We start from the raw sequence: 17316 nt of genomic DNA on the forward strand, positions 1-17316 counted from the left end.
TGTTATCCCGGTACTAGAATCGCAGCCATGGTCAGGTTGCCGCTCACCCCCGCCGAGGTCGCCCGCGGACGACGCCTCGGCGCCCTGCTGCGCCGCGCCCGGGGCCAACGGTCGATGCTCGGCACCGCGCTGGCCGCCGGGCTGTCCCCGGAGACCCTGCGGAAGATCGAGTCCGGTCGGGTGGCCACCCCGGCGTTCCCGACCATCGCGGTGCTCGCCGACGTCCTCGGCCTCTCCCTCGACGCGGTCTGGTCGGAGATCAACCAGTCCGACGGCGGGATCGCCGTGCCGGACCCCGGTGAGCGGCTGGCCTCGTAGCCCCGACGCCCCGGGGCGCGGTCTCCCGGCCAACCCCCGCCGGGGGCGTCCCGGAGCCCTCTGCCCAGGGGTGGTGCCCGGCGGCGGGCCGGGACAGGGACAATGACCGGGTGCGGTCGGGCTGCCGACCGGACGACGAGCATCAGCGGGAGGTAGACCCGGGTGGCCGGTGGACGCGACGTCGGCGCGGACCGGCCCGAGCCGGCGGCCGGTCCCCGCCCGGCGGACGACCCGGCCGGCACCACGCGGCGGGTCGGCACCCCGGAGCCACCTGCCGACCCGGCGCCCCGCGCCGGCACACCGCAGGCCGGCACCGCACCACAGGCCGGCACGGTAGCGCAGGCCGACCCGAGCGACGAAGGTGCGCCGTCGGCGTTCCGGACGGCGCTGGCCGCCGATCCGGCCCAGCTCTCCCCCGCCCGGGAGGCGCTGCGGGCGTGGCTCACCGGGGCCGGCGTCGACGAGGCGGACGTGGAGGTGGTGCTGATCGCCGTCGGGGAGGCGTGCGCCAACGCCATCGAGCACGGCTACCGGTTCGCGCCCGGGGCGAGCGTCACGGTGTCGGCCCGACTGGGCGCCGAGCGGCTGGAGGTCGAGATCCGCGACACCGGCGGCTGGCGACCGGGGCCGTCGCAGGGCGGCGACCGGGGTCGGGGACGGCTGATCATGGCCCGGTTGATGGACGAGGCACAGCTCGACGGCACCCCCGGCGGGACGACGGTGCGCCTGGTCAAGCACCTTCCCGGCCGGAAATGACGTGGTCACATGCCCGACGGCGGGGTCGGACCGACAGTGAAGATCGGCTATAAGTAGGCGATGGAGTTCCCGCCGTACCTCGCCACCATGCCGATGCACGCGATCACCGAGCTGCACGGCGAACCGGGCCTGCTCGCCCGGTTCCGGCTGGAGTTGCCGGCCTTCGCCGCGGCCGACCGGGACCGGCTGACCGAAGCCCTCGACCTGGCCGCCGAGCTGCACCGCGACGACCGGCGGTCCCGCGAGCCGTACCTCAACCACCTGCTGCGGGTGGCGATCCGGATGGCGCACCACTACCAGGTGCGCGACCCCGACGTGATCGTCGCCGGGTTGCTGCACGACGCGGTCGAGGACCACCCGGGTGAGTTGGCCGGCGCGGGGGCGGCCGACCCGACGGCGGCGGCGCTGGCCGCGCTGGCCGACCGGTTCGGCGACCGGGTGGCCCGGCTGGTCGCCGCGGTCACCAACCCGGTGTACGACCCGGAGCGCGACCCGCACGTGCAGTACCGCGAGCACGTCGCGGCCAGCCTGGACCGGGAACCCTGGGCCCGGGTCATCAAGGTCTCCGACTTCACCGACAACGGCGTGGGCGTGGTCTACGCCGTCGGGCCGAAGGTGGCCCGTTCGGCGGCGAAGTACCGGCCGCTGGTGCCGGTCTACCGGGAGCTGATCGCCCGGCCGGACACCCCGCTGTCGGCACCGGTGAAGCGGCACATCTTCGCCCAGCTCGACCTGGCCGAGGAGCGGTTCAGCGCGATCCTCGACCACCCCAACTGACCCCGCCCCCCCGCCGCGACGGTGGGCCGGCGGGTGAGCGGGCCGGTGGTGCGACGCGGACGCTCAGCGCAGCGGGCCGCCGGGCGGGACGGCCACCCCGCCACCACCGAGGACGGCGTGCAGCCGGTGCCGCAGGTCGGGCAGCCGCTGCGGGGTGTCGCGCAGCAGCAGGCAGACCGGCTCCCGGGCGCCGGCCGACACCCCGCCCACCACGTCGAGCAACGTGCCGAGTTGACCGGGTGGCTCGTCGGCCAGCAGCAGGCCGGCGTCGGTCACCTCGAGGGTGAGCGGGCCGGCGTCGAGCCGGTCGGCCAGCACGTCGGCGAGCGCGTCCCAGTTGCGGCCGAAGTGGCCGGGCAGGCCGAGGGCGTCGGTGAGGGCGTCGAACAGCGCCGGGCGGGTACGGGCCGCCGCCCCGGCCACGGTGACCGACGGCGTCGGGTGCCCCGACGGGCGGGCCTCGTCGGTCACCCGTAGCCAGCCCGGCTGGCGCTGTCCGGTCATGGTGCATCCTCCTGCTCGACGGGGCGGGCCGGCGGACCAGCCCACCCCGGATGGTCCTCGGTCAGATCCGGTAGAAGTTCGCGTAGTGGTCGGGGGAGAACCAGGTCGCCCCGCTGCTCCTGTTCACCACGATGCGGTACGCGTCGCGCGCCGCGCCGGAGACCCGCGGGTAGACGTCGTACTCGTAGTAGGTGGCGCCGGCGGGGAGCTGCCCCTCGTAGTTGTGGAACTGGCCGCCGGCGAAGTTCGACAGGCCACCGCTCCAGGAGTACCAGCCCCGGCTGGTCGGGAAACCCTTGCCCGACCAGCCGGAGCGGGCGGTACGGGCGTCCGCGCAGCGGGACATCGTGCAGGAGCCGTAGACCGCCGCCGACGCGGGGTCGGTCAGCCTCGGGGTCACCACGGACGGTCCGACGAGCAGCGCGGCGACCAGGGCGGTCAGCAGCGCGAGGATGCCCGGCAGGCGGCGGGCCCGGGTGCGCGGGGTCGGGGCGGTGGCGGGGGTGACGGGGTTCGCGGGAGTGCTCAACGGGTCCTCCGGGTCGCGGGGGCCGACAGGAATGCATCGATCGAGATGGTTGTCCCGATCAGCCACATTCTGGCGGGAGGCGAACCCCGCCGACCAGAGGTCAGCCTCGCAACCGTGGATGAACGCACCATGATCGGCACGCCACCGCCTGTTGAAATGCCCGGTGGACGCAGGACCGGGACCGGGCCGCCCCGTCGGCCGCCCGGTCCCGGTCGGGGTCAGCAGCCGATCCGGCTGGCGCCCAGGGCGACGTCGTCGTACCAGAGGGTGTCCGCGCCCTCGCCGTAGCTCTCCCAACCCAGCTTCAGGTCGGTCAGCCGGGGACGCCAGGTGCGGTTGAGCCACTGGCTGTCGATGTCGTGGGTGGGCACCCCGTCGGCGGTCAGCCCGGTGACGGCGGTGCCGTCGAGCCAGGTGCGCAACTGCCCCTGGTTGCCGTCGACCATGAACTCCAGGCACGTCCAGCGCCCGGTGGGCAGCGGCACGCTCAACGCCACCCCGGCCGGGCTCTGCTCGGGCAGGGTCGCGTCGTCGGAGGCCCGGTTCCACTGCAACGCGCCGTTCTGGCCGCCCATCCGCAGGTCCTTGTTGCCGTCGGCGGCGTCGGTCATGGCCATCATGGTGACGTGCTGGGTCGGCAGCGCGGTGGTGTGGCGCAACCAGATCCGGCCGTACCGGACGGTGCCCACCGCGCTGAGATCCTTGGTGGAGCGCACGAAGACGTGGTTGCAGTAGCCCTGCGCGCCGTCGATGCGCAGCGAGCGGCTGCCGCTGTGCGTGGTCGCCGTGTCCACCGAGGCCCGTCCCGTCCCGGAGCAGTCCGGGTTGACCACGCTCCAGTCGCCGGACGGCGTCGTGCCGGTCTGGTTCTCGAAACCGTCACAGAGCACCGCACCGGCACACCCGGCCGGCGGCGGCGTGGTGGGTGGAGGCGTGGTGGGCGGCGGGGTCGTCGGGGGCGGGGTGGTCGGCGGCGGCGTCGTGGGCGGCGGCGTCGTCGGGGGCGGGGTCGTCGGCGGCGGCGTCGTGGGGGGCGGGGTCGTGGGCGGCGGCGTGGTGGTCGGCGGCGGAGCGCCGTTGCACGGTACGCCGTTGAGTGTGAACCCGGTCGGCGCGACGGAACCCGAGGTGCTGGTGCCCTGGACGCCGAACTCGGTGGAGCCGCCGGCCGGGACGCTGCCGTTCCAGGCGGCGTTGCGGGCGGTGACCGTCGTGCCGGCCTGGCTGACCTGGGCGTTCCAGCCGCCGGTGATCCGCTGGCCGCCCGGGTAGGACCAGGTGACGGTCCAACTGCTCAGGGCGGTGTCGCCCGGGGAGACCCGGACATTGGCGGTGAAGCCGCCGGTCCACTCGTTGGGCTGGTAGTCGATCCGGCAGCCCTGGGCCGCCGAGGCGGTGCCGGCGAGCACGGTGGTGACGGCCGCGGCCACCGTGGCGGTGGCGGCCACGACGGCGGTGATACGGGTACGGGAGATCCTCACAGGGGTCCTTCCGGCTGGCCGTCGGTGTGGACCGACGGCGCGGGAGCAGTGACGTCGCTCGCGCGTCGACGCGCCGTGTCGGCACGTGGACAACAGCCCGGCTCAGGCCAAACAGCCGCCCGGCAACTCGGCGGCACCCGGACCCAATGTAGTGATGGTTGCCTATGGAAACAAGTCCACCGTCGAGGTGCGCCGGTGGCCGATCAACCGGACGCTCGCGCTGATCTCGTCGACGGGTACGACCGCATCCACCAGAGCGCGCACGGCGAACTCGGTCGGCTGCTCTGAGCAGAGCACCGCCTTGCCCAGGGCATGCGCGTAGCCCACCTCGATGCAGACACTGACTCCGGTATAGCCACCACTCGCGATCACGTAGACCGCATCGGACCTGGCGACCTTGGCGAGGAACTCATGGGTCAGCCGGAACTTGTCCGCCTCCCCGACCACGACATGCTCCTCGTTGTAGTCGAATCGCGGGGTGTAGACGGTGAGTCCCGTCGCCTGCAACGCATCGATGGCGCGCTGTGCCAGATCGTAGAACTTCGAGCTGCTGCACACCGTCACCGAAGAAATCACGCTGCCCCCGTCGCCTGCCGTGAGTTGCCCACATTCTCCACTCTCCGCCGCCAGGTCAGGCGGCTTTGAAGACCGTGTCGAGGTGCCGCTGCAGGAACTCGGCGCGGGGTCGGTCACCGCGCCGTCCGGGCACCCCGATCGCCGCCACCAACCGAACGGCCATCTCGGATATTGACGTCCACGGCTCCCGAGACCCCCGGCCGGTCGACACGATCGGATCGACCGGCCGGGTACAAACTCAGCGGCCAGCGGTGAGGCTGGCGCAGTCGGTCTCGTCGGGCAGCAACGGGCGGAAGGTGACCGCCCAGCGCTTCCCGCCGGAGGTCCACGGGGTCGCCGCATTGGCCTTGCCGGCGGTGGCGATCACCTGCTGCACTGCGGTGCCGGTGACCGTCACACAGCCCAGGTCAAGGCCCTCACCGATGCTTGCCCCGGGCAGCACCGGGCCGGGCCACTCCATCCTGGGCTGCTTCGCCGTCTCGGGCGTGGCGACCCACGGCCCGGCCACCGCCGCGATCGCGGTCGGCTGGTACGGCTGCGTCGCCGCGTTCCCCGGGTCGGTCAGCTTGTCGGCGAAGGTCCGCAGTTTCTCCCGGGCGGCCTGCTGGGCGGGGGTCAGGCCGGACTCTGGGCCGGTCGCCTCGCCCAGCGCGTAGACCTCCAACTGCTCGCTGCCGACCGTCCCCCGGATGGTGAACCGGGTCGTGGTCACGTCGGTGATCGACGGGGTGCCCACGTCGACCGCGCTGCCCACCCCGGCGGCACGGGCCTGCTCGACCAGCTTCGCCACCTCGGCCGTGCTGATCGTACGGACCTGGATGTTGGGCAGCGCCGGCCCCGGATAACTGAGGACGGTCGGCCCCTGCGTGATCACCCGCCCGTCGGCATAGACGCTGACCGCCGGCAGCCGGGTCACATTCGTCTCGGGCCGCACGAAGCCACCCGTGTAGTCGATCCGCAGCACCGGCACGTTGGCGGGAAGAGAAGTCGGGGCCGCATCGGGCGCGACGCCCGCCCCGTCCTGCCCCGCACAGGCAGCAGTGAGCAGAAGCACCGGCACGACCGCCGCCCACACACCTCGAAAACTCGTCATACCCCTTGGACGCCCCCAGACCCCCCACGGCTCCCCCCATTTTTCCGACTCCTTCTCGGCTCCGCCCCGCTGATCAAGACGCCTGCCCAGCTCAACCAGCCCCGCTCATGATCAAGTTGCCGAAATGCAGACGACACGCCGAGCAGGGTGCGACAAATCGCAATACGATCTTGGCGCTTCGTGGCAGAGCCCCGGAGCACTTGGGGGCCTGCCCACAAAGGGGTGGCCGTCCACGGGGGCGACACGTGGAGGCCGTGCGATCAAGCTCGACCTCCCGAGGCGGGCAAGCGCCGCCAGGTGAAAGTGAGGCGTGGACGAGTTACATGGCGCGAACCCGCCATGCACCCGGTGATCAAGAGGTTCGCGTCATCAGGAAGATCAAACTTGACACAAACTTCTTGGTCACCCGGGCACAGCGAATCGGGCGGAGCGGAGCAGGGCAGCGGGCCAGGGAGGCGGGTCAGGGTTCGCGCATCCAGAGCTTCGGGTCGTTGACGAAGACGCCCTTGCCCTGGTGCCGCCAGATCACCCGCAGCGCTTCCAGCCGGACGTAGACCTGCTTGACCGTCGACGGACTGACCTTGTACAGCACGGCAAGCTCCGAGATCGAGGGCAGCTTCTCCCCCGGCGCGAGCTTCTTCGCTCTCACGTCGGCGACGATCTCATCGGCGATGCGGATGTAGTCGGCGGTGATCGGCATGACTCCCCCTGCGTGGCACGCCAATTCGATCACGCAAGGACACCCTCCAACAACTCTATGTTTAACTCAGATGACTGGGACAGCCAAGTTGATTCACGCCTCTCCCTCACGTGGCAACGAGAGAGGGGTTTCCCCCGGTCGGGGCGGGTGTGCGCCCGCCCCGACCCCCGTCGGGCTGCCCTGTCGTCGTACCGCCGAAGTGGGCTGCGACCGCCGAGCGGGCGGGTCGTCCTCAGCCAGCGGCGGACGACCCGCCTCCCAGCACCACCGAAAGGACCCCTCCGCCCTCCCCCAACACCGGAAAGGACCCCCGTGGCCCAGGTGTATCGCGGTGGCCAGCCCTACGGGACCGGTCACCCGGCCCTACTGACCCCCCCACGAGGTACGCACCCACGAGTTCCCGCCGCGTCGACGCGGCGTCGACCCCGCCGAGGTACGCCGGTTCCAGTCCCGGCTGGCCGACCAGCTCGCGGCCCTGCACCAGGAGATCCGCGCTCTCGCCCGGGAGAACGATCGGCTCACGCGAGCCCTGCGCGAGTGGCAGAGCCGGCACGCGCGGGACTGCCCGCCCACGAACGGCGGGCACTGGTGAACGAACGCCCCCGCCCCGGCGACCTGCTGATCGTCGACCGGGCCGCCTCGGTGCAGTTCACCGGGGACCGTGCTCTGCGGCTGCGGGTGGTGTCGGTGTCCGACCGGCCGACCTACGACGGGTGGGTGTGGCTGACCGGCTACGTGCTCGACCGGCGCGGCGAGCCCACCGCCAGGCGGGAGGTCTTCGTCCGACTCGCCGGCCTGCGGCCCGCCGCCACGACATCACCACCCCGGGACGGTCGACGCACCACCGGCTCACCCCCATCGGTGACCGGGGTGGGGCGACGCGCTGTGGCACCACAGACCCACGCCGCTCGACACACCGCCGGCCCACCGGGCGTCGGCAGGCGCGCCGACCGCCAGGCGGCCGGGCCCGACGGGGCCCGTCGGTGAGGGCGGGTCTCCGGCGGGCGCTCCCCGGGCGGCATCCGGCGGTCAGGCGTCGGCCGCGTCCTCGGCAGGATGCCGCTCCGGCTGACCCTGGCGGGCGCGCAGGAACGGGCCGAGGCCCGATCCGTCCTCGGTGGCGAGGAACGCACCGCGTGCGGTCAGCAGGGTCTCGTCGGCGTGTGTCATGCAGCCCCACGCCGTGTCGCCCCACGAGTCGGCGAGCTTGACCTCGGCCGGTTCGGCGCAGGGCTCACCGCGCGGGCCGCCGATCTGGCAGCGGGAGGGTGCGCCGCCACGCCGGCCGACCGCCTCGGCGGCCTCCCGGATCAGTGAGAACCGCGCCTCGCCGCCCGCCTGCGGGTCACGCTCCTGCTGCGGTACGGCCTGTCGCTGCCCGAAGGCGACCACGTTGCCGTCGGGGTCGGTGACCCGACACTCGCCACCGGGCGCATGCTCCGGGTAGCCGGCCTTCTGCACAGGATGCCCGGCGGCGGTGAGCCGCTCGGCGGTCGCCGTCAGGTCGTCGACGTAGAGGTAGAGGAGCAGGGGCAACTCGACGGTGACCAGGCGGGGGGTGACCGCCGCCAGCAGCAGCGTCAACTCCCCGCACCGCAGGTACGACCAGCGTGATCCGCCGTCGCCGCCGGCCCGGATCTCGGTGTAGCCGAAGTTCTCGTAGAACCGTCGGGCCGCGTCGGCGTCCGCCACGTACAGCACCGGCACCTGGGCCCGCACACCACTTTGCACGGCGTCACTCTAGTCACCGGTGATCGGCAACTCACGTCTCGCAGATCGGGTTTTTCCACCCGCCGGGTCGCCCCTGGTCAGCCTGCCAGGGTGGCGTACCGGCCGGCGCGGGCCAGCAGCGTCTCGTGGGTGCCGGACTCGACGATCCGGCCGTGGTCGAGCACCGCGATCTGGTCGGCGTGGCGCACCGTGGAGAGCCGGTGCGCTATGGTGATCACCGTACGGCCCTCGGCGAGGGTGTCGAAGGCCCGTTGCACGGCCCGTTCGGTCTCGGTGTCCAGCGCGCTGGTCGCCTCGTCGAGCACCAGCACCCGGGGGTCGCGCAGCAGCGTACGGGCGATGGCCAGGCGCTGCTTCTCGCCACCGGAGAAGCGGTGGCCCCGGGAACCGACGACCGTGTCGTACCCGTCGGGCAGGGCGGCGATCAGGTCGTGGATCTGCGCGGCGCGGGCGGCGTCCTCAAGCTGGGCGTCGGTGGCGTCGGGGCGTGAGTACCGCAGGTTTTCCCGGATGGTGGTGTGCAGCAGGTAGGTCTCCTGGCTGACCACGCCCACGACGGCGGCCAGGTCGGTCAGCCGCAGGTCGCGCAGGTCGACGCCGTCGATGGTGATCCGGCCGGCGTCGGGGTCGTGCAGCCGGCTGACCAGGGCCGCGAGGGTGCTCTTGCCGGAGCCGGTCTCGCCGACCAGGGCGAGGCTGCTGCCGGCCGGGATGTCGAGGTTGATGCCGGCGACGGCGGCGGTGTCGCTGCCGGGGTAGCTGAAGGTGACGTCCTCGACGCGCAGGTGCCCGCGCACCCGGGCCGGGTCGATGGTGACCGGCCGGGCGGGGTCGTCCACCTCCACCGGCAGGTCGAGGTACTCGAAGATCCGGGCGAACAGCGCCAGCGAGGCGGTCAGCGTGACGCCCACGTTGAGCAGCCCCATCAGCGGCCGGAACAGGCCGCCCTGGAGGGCGGTGAAGGCGACCAGGGTGCCGATGCTGAGGGTGCCGGCGGTGCCGGGCAGGCCCGCGCCGAGGTAGATCACCGCCGGGATGGCGGCGAAGATGATCGTCATGGTGGCCATCCGCCAGCGGCCGGCCAGCTCCGAGCGCAGCTCCAGGTCGACCAGGCGGGCCGAGCTGGCGGTGAACCGGTCGATCAGGGCGCCACCCGCGCCGAGGGTCTTGCTGAGCTGTACGCCGCTGATCGACAGCCCCTCCTCGATGGTGACGTTGAGGTCGGCCAGCTCCCGCTGGCGCTGGGCGGTGATCTCGCGGCGCATCGCGGCGACCCGGCGGGTCAGCCAGATGGCCGGCGGCAGCACCACCAGCGAGACCAGCGTGAGCCGCCAGGACAGCGCCACCATGGCGACCAGGGTGGCCACCACGGTGGTCAGATTGGACGCGATCGAGGTGGCGGTGGAGGTGACCACCGTCTGCATGCCGCCGATGTCGTTGGTGATCCGCGACTGCACCTCACCGGTGCGGGTGCGGGTGAAGAACGCGATCGACTGCCGGTGCAGGTGGGCGAAGACGTCGGTGCGCAGCCGGTGCATCACCAACTGCCCGACCCGGGTGGAGATCCAGGTCTGCGCGACGCCGAGCACGGCGGTCACCGCCGCGACGGCGATCATGCCGACGACCAGCCATACCAGCAGGGTCAGGTCGCGCTCGGGCAGCGCCCGGTCGATCACCGCCCGCAGCAGGAACGGCGAGGCCATCGCGACCATCGACGACACCACGATGATCGCGGTGACCACAGCCAGTTGACCACGGTACGCGGTGAACAGCCGGCCGATGCGGCGCAGCGAGACGGCACGGGCCTGGGACTTCTCGGCGGCACTGACGGTCCGGGGGGCGCCGCCGCGGCCCTCCCGGTGGGTTGGCGTGGTGTCCAAGGGGGTCCTTCTTCCGTCCGGGGAATGTTTACTGAGGTTACCTCATCATGAGGGAACAACAGCGACTCCTGCTACCGTATTCCGGTGACCGGCGCGACATCCGACCCGCCAACCGATCCGGCCGCACGCTGCGCCGGGCCACCGACCGACCCGGCCGAGGAGAGCCTGGCCGAGCTGTTCTGGGCGGTGGCGCGGCGGCTGCGCCACCAGTCCCGACGTACCCTCGAACCCTGGGACGTCAACCCCGGACACGCCCGCGCCCTCTCGGTGCTCACCCGGCACGGTGCGATGCGCCTCAGCGCCCTCGCCGAGCACCTGCACATCGCACCCCGCTCCACCACCGAGGTCGTCGACGGCCTGGAGGAACGCGGGCTCGTCGCGCGCCGCCCCGACCCGGCCGACCGGCGGGCGACCCTGGTCGCGCCGACCGACGAGGGTACGCGGGTCGGCGCGGCCATCCGGACGGCCCGCAGCGCCGAGGCGGAACGCTTCTTCGGCCACCTCTCCCCCACCGATCACGCCGAGCTCATCCGCATCCTGCGCACCCTCCGCGACTGACTGCGCCCCTCGTCACCCGCTCCGCCCGACCCCGACTCAGCCCTGCCCAGCTCGACCCGACCGACCCTGCCCGACCAAGTGGTGGCCGGCCCGGCCCCCACCCGGCCCAGCCCTGCCGACCCAGCCCAGCCCGAGTAGCGGCCGACCGCGCCCTACCTGGCCGAGCCCTGCCCGACTCGCGCTTCGGCCCCTGCTCGGCCGGCAGGTCGACCGGGTTCCCCGCATGCCGGATCCTGGAGGAGGGCCCGCGATCCGGAAGCCCGCAAGCCAGGGAGTCGGGGCCGGTGCGCCGACTAGCGGCGGCGCGGGCTGGCCCGGCGACGCGCGAGTCACGGGCCGGCGCGCCGGTCATGTATCAGCCGCATCGCGGCGGGTGGCGAGGATGGCGCGTACCTCGTGACGTACCGCCTCGGGCTCGTGGACCAGGTGGTGGCGGGCGAAGCGCACCACCAGGATGCCGACGGTGGCGAGCAGCGCGTCCCGACGCAGGTCGACCTCGCGCTGGCGGGGGTCGCCGTGGGCCGTCGCGCCGTCGAGTTCGAAGTCGACGCGCTCCCGCTCGGCGTACACGTCGAGGTACATGGTGCGGCGGCCGACGACGATCCGGGCCTGCCGCCGGAACGCGGGCATCCCCGGGCCGGTGAAGACGTGGTCGTGTCCCCAGATCTCCAGGGGGCTGCGACAGCCTGCGGCGAGCCGGTCCAGCAGCGTGCACAACTGTGCCCGGCCGCCCAGCCTCGGCACGGCGGCGAGCGCCGACGCGATCCGCGCCGGCGTGGTGAGCCGGTCGTTGACGGCCCTGATCACCGGAGCGGGGCGGTCCGCCACGGGCAGCAGCGGCCAGGCGTCGACCAACGCCCGCTCCAACCGCACCACCGGACAACCATGCCGACTCAGCACCTGGGGTGGGGCCAGGGCAAAACCCTCTCGGTGATGGATCATCAGGTGTTCCCGGGGGCGGAGTCCGGAGCCGGCGACCACGTTCAGGCACACCGGTTCCCCGGCCGGCTGGCCGCGCACACCCCACGCGGCCAGGGCGGTGAGGCTACCCAGCGCCGCGCGCCCCTGCGCCCAGGCGAGCGCCGCACGGATGCGATGGGCCGCGTCGAGCAGTGGAAAGGTCGAGCCCCCAGCCGGGTGGGCAGCGGCGGGAATGACTGCGGCGTCGACGTAGACGCCGGGCAGGACCCGTCGGAGTTGGCCGACGCGATCAGCGTGGGCAAGCACCCAGGGCGGAACCACCTGCACGGCCGCTCGTCGGGTCACCACGCCACCGCCCTGCTCGACGAGGGATCGCAAGACCGGGTGCATGTCCCGAGGATGCCCTCCCGACCCGCACCGCCTCCACCTGCCGCCCTCCCCCTGTGGACGCCGACCCCCCTTGTGGACAACCCCCCAGGTCCACCGGAACCCTGCTATGGAGCCTCAAGATCGTATTGCGATTTGTTGCACTCTCCCCGGCGTGTCGTCTGCATTTCGGCAATTTGATCATGAGCTGGGCTGGGCTGGGCTGGGCTGGGCTGGGCTGGGCTGGGCTGGGCTGGGCTGGGCTGGGCTGGGCTGGGCTGGGCGTAACGGGTCGGGGGCGGGGTATGCGCGGTCGGTGCGGGTGGTGGTGGTCGGTGCGGGGTTCTCGGGGCTCGCCGCGGCGGCGGCGTTGTGCCGGGGTGGGGCGCGGGTGCTGGTGCTGGAGGCCCGGGATCGGGTCGGGGGGCGGGTGGCGACCCGGCGGCTGGGCGACGGCACGGCGCTGGACCTGGGCGCGCAGTGGATCGGCCCGACCCAGGAACGGATGGCCGCCCTGGTGGCCGAGCACGGGCTGACCACGTTCCCGTCGGCCGCGCAGGGCCGGCCGGTGGTGCGCTGGGACGGGCGGTTGCGGGAGACACCGCCGGAGTCTGTCCGGCAGACGGTCAACCTGCTGGACGACCTCTGCGCCGGGGTGGACCCGGCGGCCCCGTGGCGGGCGGCGCGGGCGGACGAGTGGGACCGGCTCACCCTCGGCGGCTGGTTGAGCACCGCCGCACCCGATCCGGTGACCGCCCGGTACGTGGGTCGGCTGATCGCCGGCGGGTTGCTGGCGGTGGACCCGGACGAGGTGTCGCTGTTGCAGGTGCTGTTCTATCTGCGCAGCGGCGGCGGGAGCGGGTTGCTGCTGGGGATGGCCGGGGGCGCCCAGCAGGATCGACTGGTGGGTGGGCCGGCCCTGCTGGCGGAGCGGATGGCGGCGGCGCTGCCGCCGGGGACGGTACGGTCCGCAGCGCCGGTGCGGGCGGTCCACCAGGACGGTCACGGGGTGGTGGCGTACACCGACGAGGGGGCGTACCGGGCGGAGGCCGCGGTGGTGGCGGTGGCCCCGGCGCTGGCGGGCCGGATCGCGTACGCACCGGCGCTGCCGGCCCTGCGCGACGCGTTGACCCAGCGGATGCCGATGGGGTCGGCGTTGAAGCTGCACGCGGTCTACCCGACGCCGTTCTGGCGGGCCGACGGGTGTTCCGGGGTGACCACGTCGACCGACGGGCCACTGACCGAGACGGTGGACAACTCGACGCCGGGTTCGACGCGTGGGGTGCTGACCGCGTTCAGCTACGGCCGGCAGGCCCGGGAGCTGCGCCGGCTGTCGCCGGGCCGGCGACGGGCGGCGGTGCTGGCCGCGCTGGTGGAGCTGGTCGGTCCGGCCGCCGCCGGGCCCGACGACCTCGTCGAGTACGACTGGTCGGCCGACGAGTGGACCCGGGGCTGCTTCTGCGGGGCGCTGACCCCCGGTTCGTGGCGGGACCACGGTCCCGAGCTGCGCCGGCCGGTGGGGCGGGTGCACTGGGCGGGCACCGAGACGGCGACCCGGTGGGCCGGTTACCTGGAGGGCGCGGTGCTGGCCGGCGAGCGGGCGGCGGCCGAGGTCCTGGCCGGTCCCGGCACCTGACGCACCCACCCACCTCCCGAGCGGCGGAGGCACCGCCGACAGCGCCACGTGCAGCAATCGATAATCTTGATTCTATCTATTGAAAACTATCTCCGACCGTGACCTAATACCTGACAGTTCCTTTCGTTGCTCCCGCCGCAACCACGCGGTATCCCCCAGGGAGGAAAGATGAACCGTCTCCGTACGCTCACGGGCACGCTGCTGACGACCGCCACCATGGTCGCCGCCACCCTCGGCGTCGTCACCCCGGCCACCGCCGCCCCGGCCGGCCTGCCCGGCATGGACGTCTCCAGCTACCAGGGCAACGTCAACTGGTCCGCCGCCTGGAACAACGGCGCCCGGTTCGCCTACGTGAAGGCCACCGAGGGCACGTACTACACCAACCCGTACTTTGCCCAGCAGTACAACGGGTCGTACACCGTCGGGATGATCCGGGGTTCGTACCACTTCGCCCGGCCGGACACCACGACCGGCGCGACCCAGGCCAACTACTTCGTCGACCACGGCGGCGGCTGGTCGAAGGACGGCCGGACGCTGCCCGGCGCGCTCGACATCGAGTACAACCCCTACGGCGCGACCTGCTACGGGCTGAGCCAGAGCGCGATGCGCAGCTGGATCGCCTCGTTCGTCAACCAGTACTACGCCCGCACCGGGCGCTGGGCGACGATTTACACCACCACCGACTGGTGGACCACCTGCACCGGCAACTACAGCGGCTTCGCCGCCACCAACCCGCTCTGGCTCGCCCGGTACGCCGGCACGGTGGGCACGCTGCCGGCCGGCTGGGCCACGTACTCCTTCTGGCAGTGGGCGTCGTCGGGCACCTTCCCGGGCGACCAGAACGTCTGGAACGGCACCCTCGACCGGCTCCGGGTGCTGGCCTGCAACGGCCCCTGCTGACCCCGACCGGAGCACCGCAGCCGCCCGGCCGGCCCGGTGACGACCCCGGCCACCCCGGAGCCGTCACGCCGGTCGACCCCCGACACCTCCCCCACCCCTGAGGAGCCCGCCATGAACGTACCCGTGTCCCGGCGCAGCGTGCTGCGCGGTGCGGTCCTGCTCGGCACCGCCGGGGCGCTCGCGCCGACCCCGTTCGGCGGATCCGCCGCAGGCGCCGCCGCGACGGGCCACTCCACCGTCGACCCGACCCTGACCACCGGCGGCAGCGCCCTGACCACCGGTGGCACGCCGGCCGGCGGCCGGGTGGCCCTCGGCCGCGTCGACCAACCGGTGATCGCCAACTGCGCCACCTGGGGAGCCCGGCCGCCGTCGTCGCCGGTGAGCGTGGTCGCGAGCCGACCCAACAAGATCATCGTGCACCACACGGCGTTCCCGAACTCGACCGACTACAGCCTGGCCCACGCGTACGCCAACTCGCGGGAGATCCAGGACCTGCACATGGACGGCAACGGCTGGCTGGACTCCGGGCAGCACTTCACCAACAGCCGGGGCGGCCACCTCACCGAGGGTCGGCACGGCAGCCTGTACGCGCTGCTGCACGGCCAGACGATGGTGCAGGGCGCGCACTGCGTGGGGCAGAACAGCCAGGCCATCGGCATCGAGAACGACGGGATCTACGTCGACGTGCAGCCGCCGCAGGCGCTCTGGGACAGCCTGGTGGTGTTCTGCGCGTTCACCTGCCAGCAGTACGCCATCCCGGCGAGCCAGATCTACGGCCACAAGGACTTCGCCAGCACCCAGTGCCCGGGGCTGCTGCACGACCGGTTGCCCGAGCTGCGCTCCGCCGTCGCCGCTCGACTGGGTTGATTGCTTATATAAGCGATGCCTGATACAAAGGGGACCGTGCACGCCTTCGACGTCCTCGGCGACCCGGTACGTCGGCGCATCCTCGAACTGCTCGCGCAGGGCGAGCGGAGCGCCGGTGGGGTCTGTGCGGTGATCCAGGAGGAGTTCGGGATCACCCAGCCCGCCGTCTCGCAGCACCTCAAGGTGCTGCGGGACAACGGGTTCGCCACGGTCCGCCCGCAGGGCGCCCGCCGGCTCTACGCGGTCGATCCCGCCCCGCTGCGGGAGGTCGACAGGTGGTTGGAGGGGTTCCGCCGGTTCTGGACACCGGCCCTGGACGCCCTGGCCACCGAGATCGCCCGGGGTCGGCGCGAACGGCGGGCGCACACCACGACGGACGATCCGACCGAGCACCGGAGCACCTCATGATCGAGACCAGCCAGCAGATCAGCGCCGTACGACGCACCGTGGGCAGCCGCACGCTCGAAGCGGGCGATGCGCGGGTGCTGACCATCAGCCAGACGTACCCGACGACGCTTGACGACCTCTGGGACGCCTGCACCAACGCCGAGCGCATCCCGCGCTGGTTCCTGCCGATCTCGGGCGACCTGCGGTTGCACGGCCGCTACCAGTTCGAGGGCAACGCCGGTGGCGTGGTGCAGCGCTGCGACCCGCCGAAGAGCTTCGCCGCCACCTGGGAGATGGGCGACGAGACCAGCTGGATCGAGGTCCACCTGACCCCGGAGGGCGACGAGCGGACCCGGTTCACCCTGGAACACGTCGCCCACGTCGATGACGTCCGGTGGACCGAGTACGGCCCCGGCGCGGTCGGCGTCGGCTGGGACTCCGGCCTGCTCGGCCTCGCCAGCCACCTCGACGCCGACGGTGGGGGGATCACCCCCGACCAGGCCGCCGAATGGATCGGCTCGCAGGACGGGCGGCGCTTCATGACGCTCAGCGGCGAGGCGTGGGCCGAGGCCGACATCGTCGGCGGCACCGACCCGCAGGCCGCCCGTTCCGCCGCCGCCCGCACCATCGCCGCGTACACCGGCGCGCCGCCGGCCTGACGGTACGGGTCGCGCCGGGTCGCCGGCCCGGCGCAAACCCGGGTGCGTGCCGTCGGTGCCGGCGGTCAGACTGGACGGTATGTCGATGCGCCGCGCCGAAGACGTCCTCGCCCTGCACCGCGCCGGGCGGCGGGTGAGGTACCTCTGCTTCTGGGGGCACCGGCCGCAGCCGGACGGCAGCGTGGGCCGCAGCTGCCTGAGCCAGTGGTGGCCGGCGTCGTTCACCGTCGACGGGCGGCGCTTCGCCACCGCCGAGCACTGGATGATGTGGCGCAAGGCGCTGCTGTTCGACGACGCCGAGGCCGGGGAGCGGGTGCTCGCCGCCGGCCACCCGCAGCAGGCCAAGGCGGTCGGCCGCCAGGTCCGCGGGTTCGACCAGGCGGTGTGGGAGGCCGAGCGGTACGCCGTCGTGCTGGCCGGCAGCCTGGCCAAGTTCGGCCAGCACGCCGACCTGCGGGCGTACCTGCTGGGCACCGGGGACCGGGTGCTGGTGGAGGCGAGCCCGGTCGACCGGGTGTGGGGGGTCGGGCTGGCCCCCGACGACCCGCGCGCCGAGGACCCGGCCCGCTGGCGTGGGCTCAACCTGCTCGGTTTCGCCCTGATGGAGGCCCGCGAGATCCTGCGCGACGACCGGCCGACCGACCCCGGGCCGACGGCGGACCTGCCCTGAGCCGGGT

General features: G+C 73.0%; 20 protein-coding genes and 1 pseudogene. 12 read left to right on the forward strand and 9 right to left on the reverse strand.

Annotation, left to right across the window (positions count from 1 at the left end):
* Positions 1-27: 27 nt before the first annotated feature.
* The 3 genes from JQX11_RS00800 to JQX11_RS00810 all read left to right on the forward strand — a co-directional run bounded on the left by JQX11_RS00800 (position 28) and on the right by JQX11_RS00810 (position 1851).
* Entirely contained in the window at positions 28-318 is a 291-nt protein-coding gene (locus JQX11_RS00800; protein WP_204922984.1) for a helix-turn-helix domain-containing protein, read from the forward strand.
* Between the two features lie 162 nt (positions 319-480).
* Positions 481-1074: an ATP-binding protein gene (locus JQX11_RS33260; RefSeq protein ID WP_307825999.1), complete on the forward strand. Its 594-nt coding sequence runs from the start codon at positions 481-483 to the stop codon at positions 1072-1074.
* 60 nt (positions 1075-1134) lie between these two features.
* Positions 1135-1851, forward strand: coding sequence for an HD domain-containing protein (locus JQX11_RS00810; protein WP_204922985.1), 717 nt, complete (start codon positions 1135-1137; stop codon positions 1849-1851).
* 63 nt (positions 1852-1914) lie between these two features.
* Here JQX11_RS00810 and JQX11_RS00815 read toward each other — a convergent pair whose 3' ends face one another.
* From JQX11_RS00815 to JQX11_RS00840, 6 genes are all read right to left on the reverse strand, one after another.
* Positions 1915-2355, reverse strand: a complete 441-nt coding sequence (locus JQX11_RS00815) for a barstar family protein (RefSeq protein ID WP_204922986.1) — start codon at positions 2353-2355, stop codon at positions 1915-1917.
* Positions 2356-2416: 61 nt separating this feature from the next.
* Positions 2417-2884 (reverse strand): ribonuclease domain-containing protein, encoded by a 468-nt coding sequence (locus tag JQX11_RS00820; protein ID WP_372444519.1) that lies wholly within the window; start codon positions 2882-2884, stop codon positions 2417-2419.
* 218 nt (positions 2885-3102) lie between these two features.
* Positions 3103-4365, reverse strand: a complete 1263-nt coding sequence (locus JQX11_RS00825; RefSeq protein ID WP_307826000.1) for a cellulose-binding domain-containing protein — start codon at positions 4363-4365, stop codon at positions 3103-3105.
* A 162-nt stretch (positions 4366-4527) separates the two neighbouring features.
* Positions 4528-4941 carry a TIR domain-containing protein gene (locus JQX11_RS00830; protein WP_204922987.1) on the reverse strand — a complete coding sequence of 138 codons (414 nt, stop codon included), beginning with the start codon at positions 4939-4941 and terminating at the stop codon, positions 4528-4530.
* A gap of 238 nt (positions 4942-5179) precedes the next feature.
* A complete protein-coding gene (locus JQX11_RS00835; RefSeq protein WP_204922988.1) occupies positions 5180-6034 on the reverse strand; it encodes a hypothetical protein in 855 nt (284 codons plus the stop codon).
* Between the two features lie 460 nt (positions 6035-6494).
* Positions 6495-6734: a winged helix-turn-helix domain-containing protein gene (locus tag JQX11_RS00840; RefSeq protein ID WP_204922989.1), complete on the reverse strand. Its 240-nt coding sequence runs from the start codon at positions 6732-6734 to the stop codon at positions 6495-6497.
* A gap of 415 nt (positions 6735-7149) precedes the next feature.
* Here JQX11_RS00840 and JQX11_RS31975 point away from each other — a divergent pair.
* Positions 7150-7326 (forward strand): annotated as a pseudogene (locus JQX11_RS31975) (DivIVA domain-containing protein); the annotation flags it as partial.
* Positions 7323-7721, forward strand: a complete 399-nt coding sequence (locus JQX11_RS31980) for a hypothetical protein (protein WP_307826002.1) — start codon at positions 7323-7325, stop codon at positions 7719-7721. The pseudogene JQX11_RS31975 and the gene JQX11_RS31980, both read left to right, overlap by 4 nt.
* 42 nt (positions 7722-7763) lie before the next feature.
* Here the strand turns inward: JQX11_RS31980 and JQX11_RS00855 are convergent, their stop codons facing one another.
* Together JQX11_RS00855 and JQX11_RS00860 are read right to left on the reverse strand one after the other, a co-directional pair.
* Positions 7764-8465, reverse strand: a complete 702-nt coding sequence (locus JQX11_RS00855) for a VOC family protein (protein WP_204922990.1) — start codon at positions 8463-8465, stop codon at positions 7764-7766.
* A 77-nt stretch (positions 8466-8542) separates the two neighbouring features.
* Positions 8543-10345, reverse strand: coding sequence for an ABC transporter ATP-binding protein (locus tag JQX11_RS00860; RefSeq protein WP_204922991.1), 1803 nt, complete (start codon positions 10343-10345; stop codon positions 8543-8545).
* Between the two features lie 165 nt (positions 10346-10510).
* Between JQX11_RS00860 and JQX11_RS00865 the strand changes: the two genes are divergently transcribed.
* Positions 10511-10903 (forward strand): MarR family winged helix-turn-helix transcriptional regulator, encoded by a 393-nt coding sequence (locus tag JQX11_RS00865; RefSeq protein WP_232377069.1) that lies wholly within the window; start codon positions 10511-10513, stop codon positions 10901-10903.
* Between the two features lie 348 nt (positions 10904-11251).
* On the opposite strand, the gene JQX11_RS00870 is transcribed toward JQX11_RS00865, so the two are convergent.
* A complete protein-coding gene (locus JQX11_RS00870; RefSeq protein WP_204922993.1) occupies positions 11252-12214 on the reverse strand; it encodes an endonuclease domain-containing protein in 963 nt (320 codons plus the stop codon).
* A gap of 292 nt (positions 12215-12506) precedes the next feature.
* Here JQX11_RS00870 and JQX11_RS00875 point away from each other — a divergent pair, with 292 nt between their 5' ends.
* From JQX11_RS00875 to ybiA, 6 genes are all read left to right on the forward strand, one after another.
* A complete protein-coding gene (locus tag JQX11_RS00875; RefSeq protein ID WP_204922994.1) occupies positions 12507-13826 on the forward strand; it encodes a flavin monoamine oxidase family protein in 1320 nt (439 codons plus the stop codon).
* A gap of 168 nt (positions 13827-13994) precedes the next feature.
* Complete coding sequence (locus tag JQX11_RS00880; protein WP_204922995.1) at positions 13995-14726, forward strand: lysozyme; 732 nt, start codon at positions 13995-13997, stop codon at positions 14724-14726.
* A 111-nt stretch (positions 14727-14837) separates the two neighbouring features.
* Positions 14838-15593 carry a peptidoglycan recognition protein family protein gene (locus JQX11_RS00885; protein WP_204922996.1) on the forward strand — a complete coding sequence of 252 codons (756 nt, stop codon included), beginning with the start codon at positions 14838-14840 and terminating at the stop codon, positions 15591-15593.
* A gap of 36 nt (positions 15594-15629) precedes the next feature.
* A complete protein-coding gene (locus tag JQX11_RS00890; RefSeq protein WP_204922997.1) occupies positions 15630-16001 on the forward strand; it encodes an ArsR/SmtB family transcription factor in 372 nt (123 codons plus the stop codon).
* The gene (locus JQX11_RS00895) at positions 15998-16639 is read left to right on the forward strand and encodes an SRPBCC family protein (RefSeq protein WP_204922998.1); all 642 of its coding nucleotides are present in this window, start codon (positions 15998-16000) and stop codon (positions 16637-16639) included. The genes JQX11_RS00890 and JQX11_RS00895 overlap by 4 nt, the downstream gene beginning before the upstream one ends.
* 85 nt (positions 16640-16724) lie before the next feature.
* Positions 16725-17309, forward strand: coding sequence for a riboflavin biosynthesis intermediates N-glycosidase (gene ybiA / locus JQX11_RS00900; protein WP_232376986.1), 585 nt, complete (start codon positions 16725-16727; stop codon positions 17307-17309).
* Positions 17310-17316 lie beyond the last annotated feature (7 nt).

Origin of the sequence: Micromonospora humida (assembly GCF_016901255.1) — a bacterium.
GTDB classification, from domain to species: Bacteria; Actinomycetota; Actinomycetes; order Mycobacteriales; family Micromonosporaceae; genus Micromonospora; species Micromonospora wenchangensis.

Coding starts and splice junctions, on each gene's coding strand:
- JQX11_RS00880 (WP_204922995.1), top strand. CDS start 13,995: ATGAACCGTCTCCGTACGCTCACGGGCACGCTGCTGACGACCGCCACC.
- JQX11_RS00835 (WP_204922988.1), bottom strand. CDS start 6,034: ATGACGAGTTTTCGAGGTGTGTGGGCGGCGGTCGTGCCGGTGCTTCTG.
- JQX11_RS00810 (WP_204922985.1), top strand. CDS start 1,135: ATGGAGTTCCCGCCGTACCTCGCCACCATGCCGATGCACGCGATCACC.
- JQX11_RS00895 (WP_204922998.1), top strand. CDS start 15,998: ATGATCGAGACCAGCCAGCAGATCAGCGCCGTACGACGCACCGTGGGC.
- JQX11_RS00870 (WP_204922993.1), bottom strand. CDS start 12,214: ATGCACCCGGTCTTGCGATCCCTCGTCGAGCAGGGCGGTGGCGTGGTG.
- JQX11_RS00815 (WP_204922986.1), bottom strand. CDS start 2,355: ATGACCGGACAGCGCCAGCCGGGCTGGCTACGGGTGACCGACGAGGCC.
- JQX11_RS00840 (WP_204922989.1), bottom strand. CDS start 6,734: ATGCCGATCACCGCCGACTACATCCGCATCGCCGATGAGATCGTCGCC.
- ybiA (WP_232376986.1), top strand. CDS start 16,725: ATGCGCCGCGCCGAAGACGTCCTCGCCCTGCACCGCGCCGGGCGGCGG.
- JQX11_RS00800 (WP_204922984.1), top strand. CDS start 28: ATGGTCAGGTTGCCGCTCACCCCCGCCGAGGTCGCCCGCGGACGACGC.
- JQX11_RS00885 (WP_204922996.1), top strand. CDS start 14,838: ATGAACGTACCCGTGTCCCGGCGCAGCGTGCTGCGCGGTGCGGTCCTG.